The 16,404-nt window shown below is 61.1% G+C and carries 16 protein-coding genes; 10 read left to right on the plus strand and 6 right to left on the minus strand.

Features of this window, described 5'->3' with window-relative positions; genetic code table 11:
- Positions 1 to 121 (plus strand): transposase (locus GTP27_RS00005; protein WP_161037153.1); only part of this gene is annotated, 121 nt, incomplete at its 5' end.
- A 200-nt stretch (positions 122 to 321) separates the two neighbouring features.
- Here GTP27_RS00005 and GTP27_RS00010 read toward each other — a convergent pair.
- On the minus strand, positions 322 to 2,577 hold the full coding sequence (locus tag GTP27_RS00010; protein ID WP_161037154.1) for a carboxy terminal-processing peptidase: 2,256 nt from the start codon (positions 2,575 to 2,577) through the stop codon (positions 322 to 324).
- Between the two features lie 169 nt (positions 2,578 to 2,746).
- On the opposite strand from GTP27_RS00010, the gene GTP27_RS00015 reads away from it, so the two are divergent.
- From GTP27_RS00015 to GTP27_RS00025, 3 genes are read left to right on the plus strand one after another with little or no spacing between them, the layout of a single operon-like run.
- Positions 2,747 to 3,121: a DUF2946 family protein gene (locus GTP27_RS00015; RefSeq protein ID WP_161037155.1), complete on the plus strand. Its 375-nt coding sequence runs from the start codon at positions 2,747 to 2,749 to the stop codon at positions 3,119 to 3,121.
- 59 nt (positions 3,122 to 3,180) lie between these two features.
- Positions 3,181 to 3,819 (plus strand): SCO family protein, encoded by a 639-nt coding sequence (locus tag GTP27_RS00020; protein WP_161037156.1) that lies wholly within the window; start codon positions 3,181 to 3,183, stop codon positions 3,817 to 3,819.
- On the plus strand, positions 3,816 to 4,250 hold the full coding sequence (locus GTP27_RS00025; protein WP_161037157.1) for a copper chaperone PCu(A)C: 435 nt from the start codon (positions 3,816 to 3,818) through the stop codon (positions 4,248 to 4,250). The genes GTP27_RS00020 and GTP27_RS00025 overlap by 4 nt, the downstream gene beginning before the upstream one ends.
- Before the next feature lie 65 nt (positions 4,251 to 4,315).
- Here GTP27_RS00025 and GTP27_RS00030 read toward each other — a convergent pair whose 3' ends face one another.
- From GTP27_RS00030 to GTP27_RS00040, 3 genes are all read right to left on the minus strand, one after another.
- Positions 4,316 to 5,188, minus strand: coding sequence for a TIGR02285 family protein (locus tag GTP27_RS00030; RefSeq protein WP_161037158.1), 873 nt, complete (start codon positions 5,186 to 5,188; stop codon positions 4,316 to 4,318).
- 109 nt (positions 5,189 to 5,297) lie between these two features.
- Positions 5,298 to 5,816: a hypothetical protein gene (locus GTP27_RS00035; protein ID WP_161037159.1), complete on the minus strand. Its 519-nt coding sequence runs from the start codon at positions 5,814 to 5,816 to the stop codon at positions 5,298 to 5,300.
- Positions 5,817 to 5,860: 44 nt separating this feature from the next.
- Positions 5,861 to 6,421: a thymidine kinase gene (locus GTP27_RS00040; protein WP_161037160.1), complete on the minus strand. Its 561-nt coding sequence runs from the start codon at positions 6,419 to 6,421 to the stop codon at positions 5,861 to 5,863.
- A 239-nt stretch (positions 6,422 to 6,660) separates the two neighbouring features.
- On the opposite strand from GTP27_RS00040, the gene GTP27_RS00045 reads away from it, so the two are divergent.
- Entirely contained in the window at positions 6,661 to 7,101 is a 441-nt protein-coding gene (locus GTP27_RS00045) for an HNH endonuclease (protein WP_161037161.1), read from the plus strand.
- Here the strand turns inward: GTP27_RS00045 and GTP27_RS00050 are convergent.
- Both GTP27_RS00050 and GTP27_RS00055 read right to left on the minus strand, forming a co-directional pair.
- Positions 7,031 to 9,223 carry a penicillin acylase family protein gene (locus GTP27_RS00050; protein ID WP_161037162.1) on the minus strand — a complete coding sequence of 731 codons (2,193 nt, stop codon included), beginning with the start codon at positions 9,221 to 9,223 and terminating at the stop codon, positions 7,031 to 7,033. The two genes, GTP27_RS00045 and GTP27_RS00050, sit on opposite strands and share 71 nt — an antisense overlap.
- A 48-nt stretch (positions 9,224 to 9,271) precedes the next feature.
- Entirely contained in the window at positions 9,272 to 10,123 is an 852-nt protein-coding gene (locus GTP27_RS00055; protein WP_161037163.1) for a hypothetical protein, read from the minus strand.
- Positions 10,124 to 10,278: 155 nt separating this feature from the next.
- Between GTP27_RS00055 and GTP27_RS00060 the strand changes: the two genes are divergently transcribed.
- The 5 genes from GTP27_RS00060 to GTP27_RS00080 all read left to right on the plus strand — a co-directional run bounded on the left by GTP27_RS00060 (position 10,279) and on the right by GTP27_RS00080 (position 16,394).
- On the plus strand, positions 10,279 to 10,599 hold the full coding sequence (locus tag GTP27_RS00060) for a hypothetical protein (RefSeq protein WP_161037164.1): 321 nt from the start codon (positions 10,279 to 10,281) through the stop codon (positions 10,597 to 10,599).
- Between the two features lie 159 nt (positions 10,600 to 10,758).
- Positions 10,759 to 11,904, plus strand: coding sequence for a TMAO reductase system periplasmic protein TorT (torT, locus tag GTP27_RS00065; protein WP_161037165.1), 1,146 nt, complete (start codon positions 10,759 to 10,761; stop codon positions 11,902 to 11,904).
- Positions 11,905 to 12,030: 126 nt separating this feature from the next.
- The gene (locus tag GTP27_RS00070) at positions 12,031 to 13,746 is read left to right on the plus strand and encodes a methyl-accepting chemotaxis protein (protein WP_161037166.1); all 1,716 of its coding nucleotides are present in this window, start codon (positions 12,031 to 12,033) and stop codon (positions 13,744 to 13,746) included.
- Position 13,747: 1 nt separating this feature from the next.
- Positions 13,748 to 15,115 carry a chemotaxis protein CheW gene (locus GTP27_RS00075; RefSeq protein WP_161037167.1) on the plus strand — a complete coding sequence of 456 codons (1,368 nt, stop codon included), beginning with the start codon at positions 13,748 to 13,750 and terminating at the stop codon, positions 15,113 to 15,115.
- 22 nt (positions 15,116 to 15,137) lie between these two features.
- A complete protein-coding gene (locus GTP27_RS00080; protein WP_161037168.1) occupies positions 15,138 to 16,394 on the plus strand; it encodes a cyclic di-GMP phosphodiesterase in 1,257 nt (418 codons plus the stop codon).
- Positions 16,395 to 16,404 lie beyond the last annotated feature (10 nt).

The following is a 16,404-nucleotide window of genomic DNA, read 5'->3' on the forward strand; positions in this document are numbered from 1 at the left end:
TACGGGGCAGCTCGAAGGGATAAACAATCGCATTAAGGTCATGAAACGGATTGCCTACGGCTACAGAGACAGCGCATTCTTCTTCTTGAAAATCAAAGCTGCGTTTCCCGGTAATCCGTGAAGAACCAAAAAAAAGCCCGCTACGGGAGCGGGCTGAATCTATTTCCTTGGAGGAGAATAGAGGAGACAGCTGGATGATGCTCCATGGCAGAATATATTTCCAATTTTTATTGATAATGCCTGAAATATATTTGGTGAATATCTGCCGGAACTGGCGCGTCATTGCGCGCCAAGTTTCTTAGCATCAAGTCAAGCTCTTGCTTATTTGACGCTGTCCGCCGCATACGGCAGTACCCGCGAAGCCATGCGCGTATCCGTCTTCAACAGGCTCACTTCATCGGCCAGGATATGCACGGCTTCGTTGAGCAGCACGTCTTTGGCAGCCTTAGCGGCTTTTTCCGCATCCAGCTCCGCCGTCAGCGAACGCTCGTCGCCTTGCAGGCCGTCATCGGTGCGCAACGCCCCCTTCACAGCAGCCACCTTGGTCGCCGCCGTCTTGCCATTACCTGCCTTGGCAGCCGCGGCCTGTTTGGCCAGTTCCTTGGCATCCGGAATCAGGATAGGATCGTCAGCGCCGGGGATAGGCGACAGCAGACGTGCTTCACGCAGCTTGGCACGGGCATCCTGCGTCTCGCGTTCCTTGCGGCGCACCGCTTCGTTGAGCGAAATCAGGTTGTCCTTGCGCTGTTTTTTGACCAGTGCAATGTCCTCGGACAGATACTGGAAGTCTTTATCCTTGGCGACGCGGGCCTCGTGCTTCTTGTCCAGCACCGGCAGCATTTCCTTGAGGTCGCCCACCGGAATGTAGACGGCCGGCTTGATGCTTACCCATGGCAGCGCATTATCGAAACTCGATTCGCCAAAGGTATCGGAATCGCCCATGGTGGGCAGCTTGATGTCAGGCGTAACGCCGCGCAACTGGGTAGTCCCGCCGTTGATGCGGAAGAACTGGGCAATGGTCATCTTCAGCTCGCCATAATGCACTTTCTCGTTCGGGGCGAAACGGTCGAGCGCGAAGATGGTCTGTACCGTGCCCTTGCCGAAGCTAGGTTCGCCGATGATCACGCCACGGCCGTAATCCTGTATGGCGGCAGCAAAAATCTCCGAGGCCGAGGCCGAACCGCGGTTGACCAGCACGCCCATCGGGCCGTCCCATGCCATGCCGGCATTGGTATCGCTCTCCACTTCCACCTTGTTATCGGCGGTACGCTGCTGCACCACCGGACCTTTATCGATGAACAGGCCGGTCAGTTCCACCGCTTCGCTGAGCGAGCCGCCGCCATTGTTGCGCAGATCGATCAGCACGTTGTCGACTTTTTCCTTCTTCAGCTCGGCCAGCAGACGCGCCACATCGCGGGTGGCGCTCTTGTAGTCGGGATCACCTTTGCGGCGCGCTTCGAAGTCCTGATAGAAGGTCGGCAGCGAGATCACGCCCACCCGGCGCTTGGTCGCGCCATCCTTGACTTCGTATATCGACTTCTTGGCCGACTGTTCTTCCATGCTGATCTTCTTGCGCACCAGCGCCACGGTGGTGTGCTTGCCATCCACACCGGCATCGGCCGGCAGGATATCGAGCCGCACGGTCGTATCTTTCGGCCCGCGGATCAGCGCCACCACATCATCGATACGCCAGCCCAGCACTTCCGTCATCGGGCTTTTATCATCCTTGGCCACGCCGAAGATGCGGTCGCCCACCTTGATCTTGCCGGACAGGCCAGCCGGACTACCGGGCACCACCTCGCGCACCACCGTGTATTCGTCACGCGTCTGCAGCACGCAGCCTATGCCTTCCAGCGACAGACGCATGGCGATATCGAAGTTTTCCGATGCGCGCGGGCCCAGATAATTGGTGTGCGGCTCGATCGACATGGCATAGGCATTCATGAAGATCTGGAACACGTCTTCATTGGTCAGCTTGCGCGAGCGGGTGATGTAGTTCTCGTAGCGCTTATCGAGCGTCTCGCGGATGCTCTTGTCGTCCTTGCCCGCCAGTTTCAGGCGCAGCCAGTCGTTCTTTACGCGCTTGCGCCACAATTCCTTGAGTTCGCCATCGCTTTTCACCCACTCGGCCTTCTCGCGGTCGTACTGGTAGCTTTCATCGGAAGAAAAATCGAATTTGCTCTTGAGCAGTTCGCGCGCATAGCTGATGCGTTCGTTAAAGCGCTGCTGGTAAAGGTTGTAGATGGCGAACGGTACGCTGAGATTTTCGCCAAGGATGGCGTCATCGAGGCGGGTGCGGACGATGCTGTACTGGTCCAGATCAGCCTGAGTAAAGAACAGTTTTTCCGAATCAAGCGACTTGAAGTAGCGGTCGAAGATCTTTTCCGACATGGCGTCGTCCAGCGGCATGGGCTTGTAATGCAGCTTGCCCAGCACGCGCGAGGCCCACAGCGCCGCCTGGGTCTGGCCCGGCTGCGGCTTGATCACGGTATCGGCGGCGGTTTTCTCCGGCACGGCAGCGCCCACTTGCACGGACAGCGCCGCCAGTATGGCGACCAACAGCATTTGCTTCTTCATCAGCTTACTCCGGAACTAAATTTGCAATCTCATATTAATCGGTTAAGCGCAGCGGTTATGCGCAGCGCGGATAACTGCTATTCCATTCTACAGGATAGGGCAGCGCTAGGCAGTGCCAGATTGCAGTGTTACTGTGGCGGCTTAAAGCTGGCTGAAAGGAAATACCGAAATGTCCTATAATCGGCACATGGGTGCATTTCTGAAGCGGCGGCAAACCACCAGCCTGATCGTCTGTCTGGCGATCTTGCTGCAATTGTTCGTCCCCGTCTGGGCCAGCGCCAGCCTCAGCGCAGACGCCAGCCCTTGGGCCGCCGATATCTGCCGCAGCCCGTCGCCGGCCAAAGCGCCGGGGAGCGCCCACAGTCTCAAGCACTGCCTGTCCTGTGCTTCCGCCAGCGATGCCTCGGCCCCGCCTGCTGCTCCACAGCAGCTAGCCACCCTGCCGGTAGGCAAGGCACTCCGTCCCGATCCCGTTTACGCCAGCGTCGCTGCAGCAGCGCACTGGCATCCGGCCCAGCCGCGCGCTCCGCCTGCCCTGTCCTGAAGTTCGTCCTACCGCTGGCTGCGCCTTGCAGCCTTCCCCCTACGTTTTTCAGGATACTTATGCATCGCCGTACCGTTTTAAACGTGCTGGCCACGGCTAGCGTGGCCGCCCTGTCGCTGGCCGCCCTGCCTACGCCCGCTCTGGCTGCTGCGCCCAGGCTCAGCGGCATCGACATCACGGGCAGCAGTCTCGGCCCGGACATCAGCCTGTCCTACACTAATGGCAAGCCCGCTTCGATCAAGGATTTTCACGGCAAGCTGGTACTGCTGTTCTTCGGCTTTACCCAGTGCCCCGACATCTGCCCCACTGCCTTGTCGCGGGCGGTGGAAATCAAGCGTCTGCTGGGTGCCGATGGCCAGCGCCTGCAAGTGCTGTTTGCCACTGTCGATCCGGAGCGCGATACTGCGCCCCTGCTGGACGCCTATATGAAGGCCTTCGATCCGGGCTTTATCGCTATACGCGGCGATAAGGCGCAGACCGCGCGTACAGCCAAAGACTTCAAGATCTATTACAGCAAAGTCGCTAGCGGCAGCTCCTACACCATGGACCACACGGCCATCACCTATGTGTTCGATGACAAAGGCGCCATCCGACTGGCACTGCGGCACGAACAGACTGCCGAACAGTGCGCTGCCGACCTGCGTACCCTGCTCCAGACCAAACCTACCAGCAATTTTCTGAAAGGACTGTTCCAATGAAACGTCTGCTTAACCTCTTATTACTCGCCGCCCTGCCAGCCATGGCCCAAGTGACCGTCAGCGAAGCATGGGTGCGCGGCACCGTAGCCCAGCAAAAAGCCACCGGCGCCTTCATGACCATCAGTGCCACGCAGGATAGCCGCCTGGTTGCCGCCAGCTCGCCCGCCGCAGGCATGGTGGAAGTGCACGAAATGAGCATGGCCAACGATGTGATGCGCATGCGCCAGCTGGAAAGTCTGGAACTGCCTGCCGGCAAGCCAGTCAAGCTGATGCCGGGCGGCTACCACCTGATGCTGATGCAATTGCAGCGCCCACTGGCAGAAGGCGACAAAGTGCCGCTGACGCTGGAAATCGAAGACGCCAAGCACGTGCGCAGTAAAGTCACGGTGGAAGCTGTGGTGCGCCCGCTGGCCGCTAGCCACCAGCACTGACCGGCTGTGCCCACGCTGCTGCATGCCCAGCCGGACATGCAGCAGCCGCGCGGGCACGGACGACGCTATTTGTAGCGCTGCGGATCAACGCTGGCGGAACGGCGTACATAGTCGCGTATCAGCGTGCCATAACGGGCCACGCTGGCCGGGGTCAGGCCGCCCAGTTCGGCGTTGATGATCACTGCTGCCGCCTCCGGCGTTGACAGGATAGCGTCGATCTTGCGGATGGTGGCCAGTCCCCATGCATTGCGGGGACAGGCAATGCCCGTCACAACGAAGTTCTCCGCCCCCTTCAAAGGCAGTACCTTCAGCTGCGCCAGCGCGGGCTCCTGCACCATAGCGTAGGCCAGCGTGATGTCGTATTCGATCATGTAATCGGCCAGCCCCCGGGCAACCATCTTCAGCATGCCCGAGCCATTGCTGGGCGCAGCTAGCTGCTCGACATTGAGCCGGTTGCCCACCTGTCTGAACACCTTATCCACCGCAGGCCCGTAGGCGCGCTGCCGGACCAGTACACCGCGCAGGTCGGGGTTGTTCATCAGTTCTGCCGGGTCGACCTGGCCCTGCTCGTTCAGGCGCACCTGCTCCAGCGCTTCGGGGCGTATGATCAGCTGGGGTGGTGGCGAATAGAAAACATCGCGGAAATACGCCTGCTTCTCGCGTTCCGGCGTACGCAGAGCTGCCGTACTGCACATCGCTTTGCCCTGCCTGATCATCTGCCAGATACGGTCGGGATTGGCGCGCACGAACTGGTGCCGTGCCTCCGGCCAGTTTGCCACGATGTATGCGGTCACCTTGTCGGCAATGCCATTGCCCGGCTTACCTTCAACAGGGACATTAACCGGCGCAAAATAGGAACTGAGCCAGGTCACCCCCGGCTGCGTCTGCGCCGCTGCCGCACCGCATAACAAACAGCCGGCTGCCAGCCATGCCCCCATCCGTGATAAGTCCTGTGTCTCCATGCCAGCAATAATAACCAACATTTCCGGCTGCCAGCACAAAAATGTAGCATGCACAGCAGCATTCCGGTCGCCGCAGCAGCAGCCGCTAGAGCAAGCCCGCGTAGTGCGCCAGCCAGTACAGCGCAGCCAGCAGCAACGCGTACAGCAAGGCCGAGGCGGCGCCCAGCCGCAGATCTACCAGCGAAGGCAGGCCGCCATAGGCGCAGCAGGCCACAACATAAGCTGCCAGCAGCCACTGGCCATAATGCCCGGCTTGAAACGCAGGCAGCAGCCAGTGCAGCGCAAGCTGCCAGCCTAGCGGGAACAGGGCCAGTGGCGCCAGCGCCACCAATGCAGCATTGCCTAGGTGTAGATTGCGGAAGCTGACCGAGCCTAGTATCCAGCGCTGCCCCTGCCGCTGCGGCCACAGGGAAACGCTAGCAGGGCGAGCATGCAGCAGCAGCCCCACCAGCCAGTGGCAGGCTTCATGCATCACGGTGGCGCACAGGCTCAGCAACGCCAGCAGATACATGCTGTGGCGTAGCGCCCTGATCAGCCCCAGCCAGAGCGCCACCAGCAATGCCGAGGCCAGCAGTGCCGGCGATAGCGTGGACAGCTCAGGCATAGACGCGCCGCTGCGCCCGCGCCATCAGCCGGTGTGCGCCAGCGTCAGACAACTTCGGAATAGAAGCAGCGGCCGCAGGCCTGACGATAGCTCTCGTTGCCGCCAATGCTGATCTGCTCGCCGTCCTTGATGCGCTTGCCCTGCTCGTCCACGCGGATATTCATGGTGGCCTTCTTGCCGCAGGTGCAGATATTTTTAAGTTCTTCGATATCGTCGGCCAGCGCCAGCAGATAGGCCGAACCGGGGAAAGGCGCGCCACGGAAATCCGTGCGCAGGCCGTAGGTAATCACGGGTATGCCGCGCACCTGCGCCAGCTGGTGCAACTGCTGCACTTGCGCCGTGCTGAGGAACTGCGCCTCGTCGATCAGCAGACAGGCGATCTTCTGATCTATGCGCTCAAGAAAATTGGTCTCGGCATCGAACACTTCCGTCTCGCGCTGCGGTCCCAGCCGCGAAGTCACATAGCCCACGCCGTAGCGGTTATCGATCGCTGCCGTGAACAGCCGGACGCTCTGGCCCTGCTCTTCGTAATTATGTGCCACCTGTAGCATGGCGGTGGATTTACCTGCGTTCATCGCAGAGTAGCGGAAATAGAGTTTTGCCACTGCAGCCTTCTGTCGTTCTGGTTGATGCGCCCGTCTAGTGCGCTATTGGTCTGCTGCGATTATAAACTGCGCGTCGCCGTCAAGCGCAAATATAGGGGGAGATAGGCGGCTTATTCGCCCTACGCCATGGCCAGCTGCAGTGTTAACATCTCGCCATCGGGAATTCCGTCACGGATTTGCCGTACTGTACTCTGACCACTACTGGACTCTTACTGAACTCTTACTCTGGCTTACACACCATGGAACTGTTTATTATTCTGATCGGCGTTCTGGCCATTGCCACTATCTATTCGATCGGCGTGGCTGCGGCCAAGCCCGTGCATGGCAGCGATTTCTACAAAGTCTCCAAGGATGGCCGCATCCTCGCGGCCGGCCGCCGCAAGATCCACGCGGTGCGCCCCAAAGTCACCCCGCACGGCCTGCAGGTCAAACTGCGCAACGGCAAGCGTACCGGCGAGTTTCTGGTCCATCATCTGGTGGCCGAGGCGCACCTGCCCAACCCTGCCGGCCACAGCCATGTGCGCCACCGCGACGGCAATCCGCGCAACAACAAGGTGAGCAATCTGGTCTGGATCAAGGCCCCCGCCGTGGCCGAGCCGGTAGAGGAAATTACTCGCCCGGATGATAGCGCCGCTCGAGATGCGCTTCGACGTCCTTTCGAGATAACCATATCTCTTTAAACTCGCCCCGCACATACATGCCGGCCTGATCGTTGAAATGCGGTGAGGCCGGATCGCCACTCTGGCCGCCAGCCAGCACGCTACGGGCCCGGATCTGCGGCCCGAATTCCACGACGGCCACAAAACTGTTACCGCGCTCGCCATAGATGCGCCGCGTCTTGCTCTTGCTGGTCATGCCATAGGCCGCCAGCGAACCCCAGTTGGCCGAAGCAAACGGCACCGGCAGACTGGGCTGGTTGTCGTCGAAATTCTGCACCAGATCATCCGACAGACGCTGGAAGCGGTTGATCTCGCCCCATGGCGTCTGCCACTGGCCAAAGTCGGCCACCAGCTTGGCGCTGGCCTGTTCCAGCGCCGCCAGCCGCTGGGCCGGCGTCAGCATCTTTTCCATGTAGTCGAGCAGCGGCATCTCGCGCGCCCGCGCAGCGGCCGCATACCTGTTACTCAGGTCCTGAGCCCAGAAAATGGCCAGCGAGGTCGGCACCGAGTCCAGCGCGTAGCGCATATTCCAGCCGCGCAGGGCTGCAATCTGGCCGGCCAGCGCCTGCTTCTGCGGCGTATCGTCGGCCAGCGCATCGTAGGCGGCGAACAGCTGCGGCAGCAAAGGCTCGAAGGCGGGCAGCAAGCTGTCGTAGGCCGCAGCGATCAGGCTATCCATGGTGACATCGCGCTGTCCCTGCATGACGCGCAGCGCATGGATGCCGCGCGCATTCTCGCCTTGCAGCGACATATAGGCCGGATAGTCGGCCGCTTTGGGGCTGGCCTCGCCTGCAGCCGTGTAGGGCCAGTTATTGGTGTTCTGGATCCAGCCCGTGCGCGGATTAAGCAGATGTATGGTCTCGCCGACTTTGTGCAGGCCATGCCACTCGGTGGCGGGATTGCTGCCATCGACCGGATGCTTCCAGTCGAAGCGGGGATCGCGGCGCGGAATGTAATTGCCGTGGAAATAGGCGATATTGCCATCCACATCGGCATACACGGTATTGTTGGACGAATTGCTGCGCAATTCCATAGCGCGGTAGAACTCGCGGTAGTTGCGCGCCTTGGTGCGGATATAGGACTGCGTCAGTGCCTGCCGCGGCTGGTTCATTATGCGCACCGCCACCCATTTGCCATCCACCGCCCGCACGATGGGGCCATGGTGGCTGTAATACACGCGCACCACCTTGCTGGCCATGCCCTGTGCGGTGCGGTAGGGCACGCTAATATCGACCGGTTTGAGGGCGCGCCACTGCTGGCCATAGCGGTAGTAGAACTTGCCGTTCTGCTCGCGCACAGTTTCCAGATATTCGTCGATAGCATCGCCGCCGCCCGAAGTATGCATCCAGCCCAGCCGGTCATTAAAGCCCTGATACACGAAGAACTGGCCCCAGGTCACGGCGCCGTAGGCATTCAAACCCTGCTCGCTGCTAACCTGCACCTCGGGACGGAAATAGAACGAAGTGTGCGGGTTAATCATCAGCAGCGGATAGCCGTTGCGGGTCAGGCTGGGAGCAATGGCAAAGCCGTTGGAACCGCCCGGCTCGCGTTCGGCTGGCCGGTGCACGGCCGCCAGCGCCAGTTGATCCGGCGTTGCCAGCGGCAGGCGGGCGCCGTCGCGGTATAGCGCTTCGAGCTGCTTGAGATCGACCGTCTCGATGTCGCCGCCTATGCTGCCTTCGCTGAAACTGAGCGCCATCCAGGGCTCGAAATGGGTAATCAGCGCCGGTTTGACCGTGGGATGGGTGGCCAGATAGTAGTTGAGGCCATCGGCAAACGCCACCATCAGCTGCTTGAGCCAGGCCGGACTGCGGCGGTATTCGGCCTTCAGCTGTTCGGGCGAGATGAACAGCTTCATGCGCAGGTCGCGGTACAGTTCGCCCTCGCCCTCCACCTCGGCCAGACGTCCCATGGCATTGATGTAATTGCGTTCCACCCGCTTGAAGTCGTCCTCCGCCTGCGCATACATCAGGCCGAACACGGCATCCGCATCCGTCTTGCCGTACACATGGGGTATGCCCCAGGTATCGCGCAGTATCGTGACCCGCTTGGCTGCGGGCGGAATGGCCGCCGGTTCGGCAGCGTATGTATGGGCACATGCCGTGGCACACAGCAGGGCAACAGCAAGACGGCGATAGGACATGCAGGGAGCTCCCCAATTAAACGGCTTAGACAACTGGCGTAGCGATGATCAGGCAGCGCCCATCAGCTCGGACAGACGTTTCTGCAAGGCCGTGATTTCTTCGCGCAGCGCAGCATTTTTCTCGCGCAGGACGGCGTTTTCTGCCCGCAGCTCTTCCACTTCGGTGGCGGGCCGGCCATAGCCGCCGCCCTCGGCCCCGGCCGTATCAGAAACCTGCCTGGCTTCCTTGGCCGGACGCGCCGCCGCGCGCATTTCGCGCACCTCCTTGGCCGCCTTCTGCAATTCCTTTTTGCCGCCTGCCACGGCAGCCAGCTGTTCCGCTTCCGGCAGCGTCGCCACGGTCGCTGCCGCGTTAATCGAAATCGTACCGGAGCGCACTGCCTCCACCAGTTCCGGCGTAGCGGTTTTCTGGATTTTCTCGATCTGGCCTATGGTGGCGCTGCTCAGTCTGGCCGCACGGGCAATGTCCTCGCGCGAGGTCAGCGGCATGGCCGGCGCCCGCACTTTGGCGGCCTCCCCTTCCGCCGGGGCGATGGCGGCGTCTTCGGCCGCCGCCTGCGCTACCAGCTCCGCGGTACGCGCTGCCATGATCTCTTTCTTGCGCAACGCCAGCACGCCGCGCTGGTAGTCGGAAATGCTGCGGCGACCCAGATTGTTGTCGATCATCCACAGTTTGACATCTTCCATATTACGGAAACTGGTGTTTTCCGTCACCTTGAACGGGATGCCGTGCTGCTGGCAGATCTGGTAGCGGTTATGCCCGTCCACCAGCACGTCCTGCCACAACACCAGCGCGTCGCGGCAGCCTTCCTGCAGAATACTCTGCTCCAGTGCGGTATATTCAGCCTGCGTCAGCGGTTCGATATAGCTGCGCAGGGTTTCGTTAATCTTGATTTGCATAATTTAAATCCTCACTTCCTGATACCAGACGGCGCCCGGCCTGGCACAAACACGCGCTCCGCGCCGCCCAGCATGCTACACCATCGCCCCGCTGCATGGGTTGCAATTGTAAAAACCTTGGCGCATCATGCTCGTTCCTCAATTAAGGTTCTACTATGGTTAATTACATCATTCACGTTTCGTATGCCCAGCCAGCCGCCGACACCATCGCGCGCCTGACCGATGAACTGCGCAAATATCAAGTGGGCAGCGGCATCAAGGCCGAAGATGGCCGCGGCTATGTACTGCCTGCGGGTACCTATGTTTATCACGGCAAGGAAGCTGTCAACGAAGTGCGCGACGCCATCTTCCGCATTGCCGCCGAAATCCAGAGCGAAGGCGTGCAAGTACTGGTGACCGAAGTTGCCACCGCCTCGTGGACGGGGCTGGAAGAACTGCCAGTGCTGCCGGAACAGACCGAGCAGCAGCCAGCCTAAGCCAGCCTGCCCTGCTACGTGCCGCAGCCACCATGGCACGTAGCTGCCTCGCAGCAAGAAACCTGCACCACTGAAACTATAGTTTACATTTCTGCCGCAACTTGCAGGTAAAATAAGATGAACGGGCCCGATTCCGGTCCGTCTTATCGAGACCGCAACATGCCCAGACTCCGCATCTTGTCGCTGTTCTGCCTGACGCTCTGCTGCGCTGCGTACAGCTACTCCGCCCCGCCGGCGAGCACGCCTGTCCGCTACAGTCCCATCCCCGTTGATGCCATCTATGGCCCGGTCCAGCCCAACGGCACGGCCGATGATGCACTGGCCAGCGGCAAAGTGGAACGTACCGTATTCCCCATGGCAGCCCGCGCCAGCAAGCCGTGGCGCATCGCTTTTCTGTTCCCCCATGTCAAAGATCCTTACTGGGTATCGTGCAGTTCGGCACTGATCAGCGAAGCGCGCCGCCTCGGCGTGGCCATCGACATCCTGCCCGCTAGCGGCTACGATGATCTGGCCGGCCAGCTGCAGCTGATGGACGATGCCATTGCCGCCCGTTACGACGCCATCGTGATTTCTCCAATCGGCATGACCGCCAACAATGCCTCGATCGCCAAGGCGCGCGCCGCCGGCATCCCCGTATTCGAACTGGCCAACGACAGCCGCAGTGATGACCTGACCATCAAGATCACCACCTCGCTGCGTGAAATGGGCCGGCAAGCCACCCGCTGGGTGCTCGACGATGCACGCAAGCGGGGCCTCAAAACCGTGAATCTGGGCTTGCTGCCGGGCCCGCTCGGCGCTGGCTGGGTAAAAGGTGAAGTCGACGGCACGCGCTACGCGGCGCAGGTGGCCGATCTGGAAGTGAACATCATCGATATCCGCTATGGCGATAGCGATGCTAGCGAGCAGACCGAACTGGCCAGCCAGATGCTGGCCAAATTCGGCAGCAAACTCGATTACATCATCGGCTGCACCGGCTGTGCCCCAGCTGCCATCGCGCCGCTCAAGGTGGCTGGGCAGGCGAACCGCATCAAGCTGGTAGCGTTCGACCTGACGGGCGAAATTGCCGACGCAATCCGCAGCGGCGACATTGCGGCCGCAGCCGACACGCGCGCCGTCAGCCAGGCCCGGGTAGCCATCAATGCCGCGGTGAATGTGCTGGAAAAGCGCCAGCCCCGCCTGCCCCACACCCTACTGATCCAGCTCGGCATGGTCGATCAGCAAAACTTTGTTCGCTATCCATTTGAAAGTTCCATTGCACCGGAAAACTACAAACTGCAGCTTAAATACGACCCGAATAAGAGTTAGTTGCACGAAAATGGTCTGTTTTCGACAAATAAAATATTTAAAGTGTTTTTTTTGTTGAATTCAATTATACTTGCTTTATGGAATTAAATATTCCCCTCGTGAAGTTCACTGGAGCAAGTTACCGCCATGACGACGCAGCTAATCCGCAATACCGCAGCACTGAACGCCGCCGCAACGCCGCCCGAACATGCCCTGTTTGACGCCCTTGCCGCCAGCCGTGCCGTATTACGCCTGAACCCGGAGGGACAGGTCGAACTCATCAACACCGTGGCGCTGGAAGTGTTCGGTATCCGCGAGGAGCAGGCACTGCAGCAGCATGTCAGTATCCTGTTCGACGCCATCCATCACAGCGAACTGAACGCGCCCGACATCTGGCGCAAGCTGGCCGGCGGCGCAAGGCATGAAGGCGAGTATCGCCACGCCCGCGCCGACGCTAACGAACACTGGCTGAAAGCTCTGTTCCTGCCGCTGGCCGGACTGGGCACGCTGGTAATCATGACCGACATCACCGAAAGCCGCCGCATCCAGCTCGACATGAGCGGCAAGATCGCCGCCATCGAACGGGCCCAGGCTGTCGTCGAATTCGACCTGCAGGGCAAGGTGCTGCGCGCCAATGACAACTTCCTCAAAGTGATGGGCTATAGTGCCGAAGAGGTAGTGGGCCAGCACCACAGCCTGTTCTGTTCGGCAGCCGATGTGGGCAGCCGCAGCTATCAGGAAATCTGGCGCCGTCTGATCGCCGGTGAAATCCATGCAGGCGAATACCGCCGCATCGACAAGCAGGGCAACGACGTCTGGATACAGGCCAGCTACAACCCCATCCTCGATGCCGTGGGCCATCCCGTCAAGATCGTCAAATACGCCACCGACATCAGTGCGGCCAAACGTCAGAGCAACGAAGCAGCCGGGCAACTAGCCGCCATCAACCGTTCGCAGGCCCTGATCGAATTCGATCTGACGGGGAATATTCTGACTGCCAATGCCAATTTCCTGCGCTGTGTCGGCTATACGCTGGAACAGATCGTGGGCCGCCATCACAGCATGTTCTGCGACGCGCAGATGGTGCAATCGTCGGAATACCGCCATTTCTGGGCCGATCTGGGTGAAGGCCAGTTCAAGAACGCACGCTTCCGCCGCCTCGGCAATCACGGTGCAACCATCTGGCTGCAGGCCAGCTACAATCCCATCTTCGATCTGAACGGCAAGCCCTACAAGGTAGTGAAGTTTGCCACCGATATCACCCTGCAGGTAGGACGCGAGGAAACCGTCAGCAACAAAGTCGACGAGATCGGCAAGATCATGCACGCGCTGGCCGACGATATCGACCGTATCGCCATGAGCGCCGAACAGTCTGCCAGCATCGCCCAGAACACCGAGCAGCAGGCGCGCGAAGGCCGTGCTCTGCTGGAGAAATCGCTGGCCTCCATCCACGAAATCCAGAAATCCTCGCAGGAAGTACACGATATGGTGGGCGCCATCAGCGATATTGCCAGCCAGACCAATCTGCTGGCGTTCAATGCGGCGGTGGAAGCGGCACGCGCCGGCGAACATGGACTGGGCTTCTCGGTAGTGGCCGACGAAGTACGCAAGCTGGCGGAGAAATCGGCCCAGGTGGCGCATGGCATTGCGCGGCTGATCGACCAGAACGTGCTGCGCGTTAGCGAAGGGGGCCGCATCAGCGATCAGGTCAGCATGGCGCTGGACAAGATCCTGCAGTCGGTGCACAACACTAGCGCCTCCATCTCCCAGATCGACAAGGCCACCACCCATCAGGTCGACGCAGGCCGGCACGTGCAGACGCTGCTGGAAGAACTGCAGGCATCCGCTACCCAGCAGGCCTGATATGTCCGCCCCGTCTACGGCACAGGCTGCGCTGTATCCGGCCGCCACGCCGGGCATCTTTGCCCTGATGCAGCTCGGTAGCTGGCACTTCGGGGTAGATGCGGCGCTGATTCAACATGCGCGGCCGTATGCCCAGCCCGATCCCCTCAGCACTAGCACGCCGCTGCTCAGCGGCAGCCTGACGCTGGACGAACAACCTTTGCCTGCGGTCAATCTGGAGCACTGGCTGGCGGCAGACACGGGAGACATGACGGCAGCGCCGACCGCCGGCGGCTATCATGTGATACTTGAACAGGCCGGCATAAGGCTGGCCCTGCGGGTCGACCAGCTCGGCGGCATGCGCGAGCTGCCGGCAGACACGCTGGCCTCGGCCCGTCCCCATGCCGGCATCGCCCTGCTGCACAGCGTCACCTTCGATGATGGCGCCACCCTGCACCTGCTGGATGCGGCCGAGCTCAACCGCCAATTGCAGAGTGTCATGGAGGCAGCCGAGTTGCAGCAGCAGCTGCTGCAGCGTAGCGCCAGCGAGGAGCCGCGCCTGTTGCCGCCCATGGGCATCTTCGAGCTGGAAGGTCAACGTTATGCACTGCCCGCTTCTCTGATCCATGAAGTGACCCCGTGCCCGGAAATGAGCACGCCTTTTCTCTGGGGCGGCCCGCTGCGCGGCGTCGCCGAGTGGCGCGGCCAGCACGTCTACCTGCTCGATCCTGCAGGGCTGGGCGCCCGCCAGTCGCGCGCCGCCATGCTGGCGGTAGTGGGCGAGCAGCAGGGCTTTCTGGGCCTGCCCATCGATGCCGCAATTACGCTGCGGCGCTTCCGTCAGGACCAGCTGAGCGGCGCTGACGATGGCCTGCTCTACGCCGGTCTGATTGTCGAGGATCAAGCCAGCCCTATCCGACTGCTCGACGCGGCAGCGCTGCTGAACCTGATTCCGCGCACGGCCACCACTGCCCGCCAGCTGAACAGCGACCATGCGCAGCAGCGTTCACGCGAAGCCTATCTGGTCTGCCGGGCCGGCATCCGGCTCGCCATCCCTATCCAGCTGGTGCAACAGGTATGCTTGCTGCCGGCCGATTTTTCGCTCGCCGCTGGCCCTGATGAGAGCGCAGATGGTAGCATTACATGGCGTGGCCAGACGTTGCCGCTACATGCGCTGGGCACCCGTCCCACACGTATGCTGGTGATCTGTCATGACCAGCGCATGCTCGGCCTGCTGGTCGATGCCGTGGAAACCCTGCTGCCGGCCTTGAGTGCCACCCTGCCCCGTGCCATCCGCGTGGCCGGCCAGCCATTCCGCGTGATCAGCACGCGCGACGCCAGCTACACCCTGTTTGAGCCGGAGCAGCTGGACTTTTTCAGCACCCATTAACCCATCGTAGCAGCCCGCTTACATGTTTAAAAAGATCACCGTCAATCAGGCGCAAGTCGGTATGTATGTGCACAAGGTCTGCGGCACCTGGCTGGATAACCCGTTCTGGACTGCATCGTTCGCGCTCAAGACGGCGAGCGACCTGAAAAAGCTGCAAGGCAGTACCGCGCGCGAAGTCTGGATCGACACGACGCGCGGCCTCGATGTCGCCGCACCGGATGCCGCTGCCGCTGCAGCGGCAGAACCCGCTACAACTACCGCCGCAGCCGCTCCCCGCGCCGACGCGCCCCTCAGTGTACAGGGCACCGCGCCCGATTTCCGCTTCAAGGTGGAAGCGCCGACCAGCACCAGCGATGAACTCAAGCGCGCCAAGCGCATCGTCAAGATCTCGCGCGAGGCAGTCGACGAAATGTTCAATGACGCGCGCATGGGCAAGCTGATCGACACCGGCACGGCAGTCACGCTGGCGGACGAAATCGCCGCTTCCGTGCTGCGCAATCCGGGCGCGCTGATCAGTCTGGTGCGGCTGAAAAAGATCGACGACTACACCTATATGCACTCGGTGGCCGTATGCGCCATGATGGTGGCGCTGGCACGCCAGCTGGAGCTGCCCGACCACGAGGTGCGCGATTGCGGGCTGGCCGGACTGCTGCATGATGTGGGCAAGATGGCGATTCCGGTAGAAATCCTCAACAAGCCGGGCCGCCTGACCGAAAGCGAATACAGCACCATCCAGGGCCATCCCCGTGCCGGCTTCGATCTGCTGGCACAGACCGCCAATGTGCCCGACGTAGCGCGCGATGTCTGCCTGCACCACCATGAGCGCATCGACGGCAAGGGCTATCCCGATGCCCTGCCCGGCGACCAGATCAGCCTGCAGGCGCGGATGGGCGCCATCTGCGATGTGTATGACGCCATTACTTCCAATCGCCCCTACAAACAGGGCTGGTCGCCCGTGACCTCGCTGGCGCGCATGACGGAGTGGACCAAGGAAGGCCAGTTCGATGCTGCGCTGTTCGGTGCGTTTGTCCGCTGCATCGGCATCTACCCTATCGGCACGCTGGTGCGGCTCAAGAGCGAACGGCTGGCGGTAGTGCTGGACAACCGCAAATCCCTGCTGGCGCCCATCGTACGGGTCATCTACTCCCTCAAGTCTATGGTCTATCTGCCACCGGAGACGATAGACCTGTCGCTGCCCGGCATACCGGAAGCCATTCTATCGAGCGAAGAAGAAGCAACCTGGGGCATCGTCGACTGCGGCCGCTTCATGGCCGATTAGATACAGGCGC

The sequence above is a fragment of the Duganella qianjiadongensis genome, assembly GCF_009857915.1.
In the GTDB taxonomy this organism is placed as follows: Bacteria; Pseudomonadota; Gammaproteobacteria; order Burkholderiales; family Burkholderiaceae_D; genus Rugamonas; species Rugamonas qianjiadongensis.

Coding starts and splice junctions, on each gene's coding strand:
- GTP27_RS00010 (WP_161037154.1), bottom strand. CDS start 2,577: ATGAAGAAGCAAATGCTGTTGGTCGCCATACTGGCGGCGCTGTCCGTG.
- GTP27_RS00015 (WP_161037155.1), top strand. CDS start 2,747: ATGTCCTATAATCGGCACATGGGTGCATTTCTGAAGCGGCGGCAAACC.
- GTP27_RS00020 (WP_161037156.1), top strand. CDS start 3,181: ATGCATCGCCGTACCGTTTTAAACGTGCTGGCCACGGCTAGCGTGGCC.
- GTP27_RS00025 (WP_161037157.1), top strand. CDS start 3,816: ATGAAACGTCTGCTTAACCTCTTATTACTCGCCGCCCTGCCAGCCATG.
- GTP27_RS00030 (WP_161037158.1), bottom strand. CDS start 5,188: ATGGGGGCATGGCTGGCAGCCGGCTGTTTGTTATGCGGTGCGGCAGCG.
- GTP27_RS00035 (WP_161037159.1), bottom strand. CDS start 5,816: ATGCCTGAGCTGTCCACGCTATCGCCGGCACTGCTGGCCTCGGCATTG.
- GTP27_RS00045 (WP_161037161.1), top strand. CDS start 6,661: ATGGAACTGTTTATTATTCTGATCGGCGTTCTGGCCATTGCCACTATC.
- GTP27_RS00050 (WP_161037162.1), bottom strand. CDS start 9,223: ATGTCCTATCGCCGTCTTGCTGTTGCCCTGCTGTGTGCCACGGCATGT.
- GTP27_RS00055 (WP_161037163.1), bottom strand. CDS start 10,123: ATGCAAATCAAGATTAACGAAACCCTGCGCAGCTATATCGAACCGCTG.
- GTP27_RS00060 (WP_161037164.1), top strand. CDS start 10,279: ATGGTTAATTACATCATTCACGTTTCGTATGCCCAGCCAGCCGCCGAC.
- torT (WP_161037165.1), top strand. CDS start 10,759: ATGCCCAGACTCCGCATCTTGTCGCTGTTCTGCCTGACGCTCTGCTGC.
- GTP27_RS00070 (WP_161037166.1), top strand. CDS start 12,031: ATGACGACGCAGCTAATCCGCAATACCGCAGCACTGAACGCCGCCGCA.
- GTP27_RS00075 (WP_161037167.1), top strand. CDS start 13,748: ATGTCCGCCCCGTCTACGGCACAGGCTGCGCTGTATCCGGCCGCCACG.
- GTP27_RS00080 (WP_161037168.1), top strand. CDS start 15,138: ATGTTTAAAAAGATCACCGTCAATCAGGCGCAAGTCGGTATGTATGTG.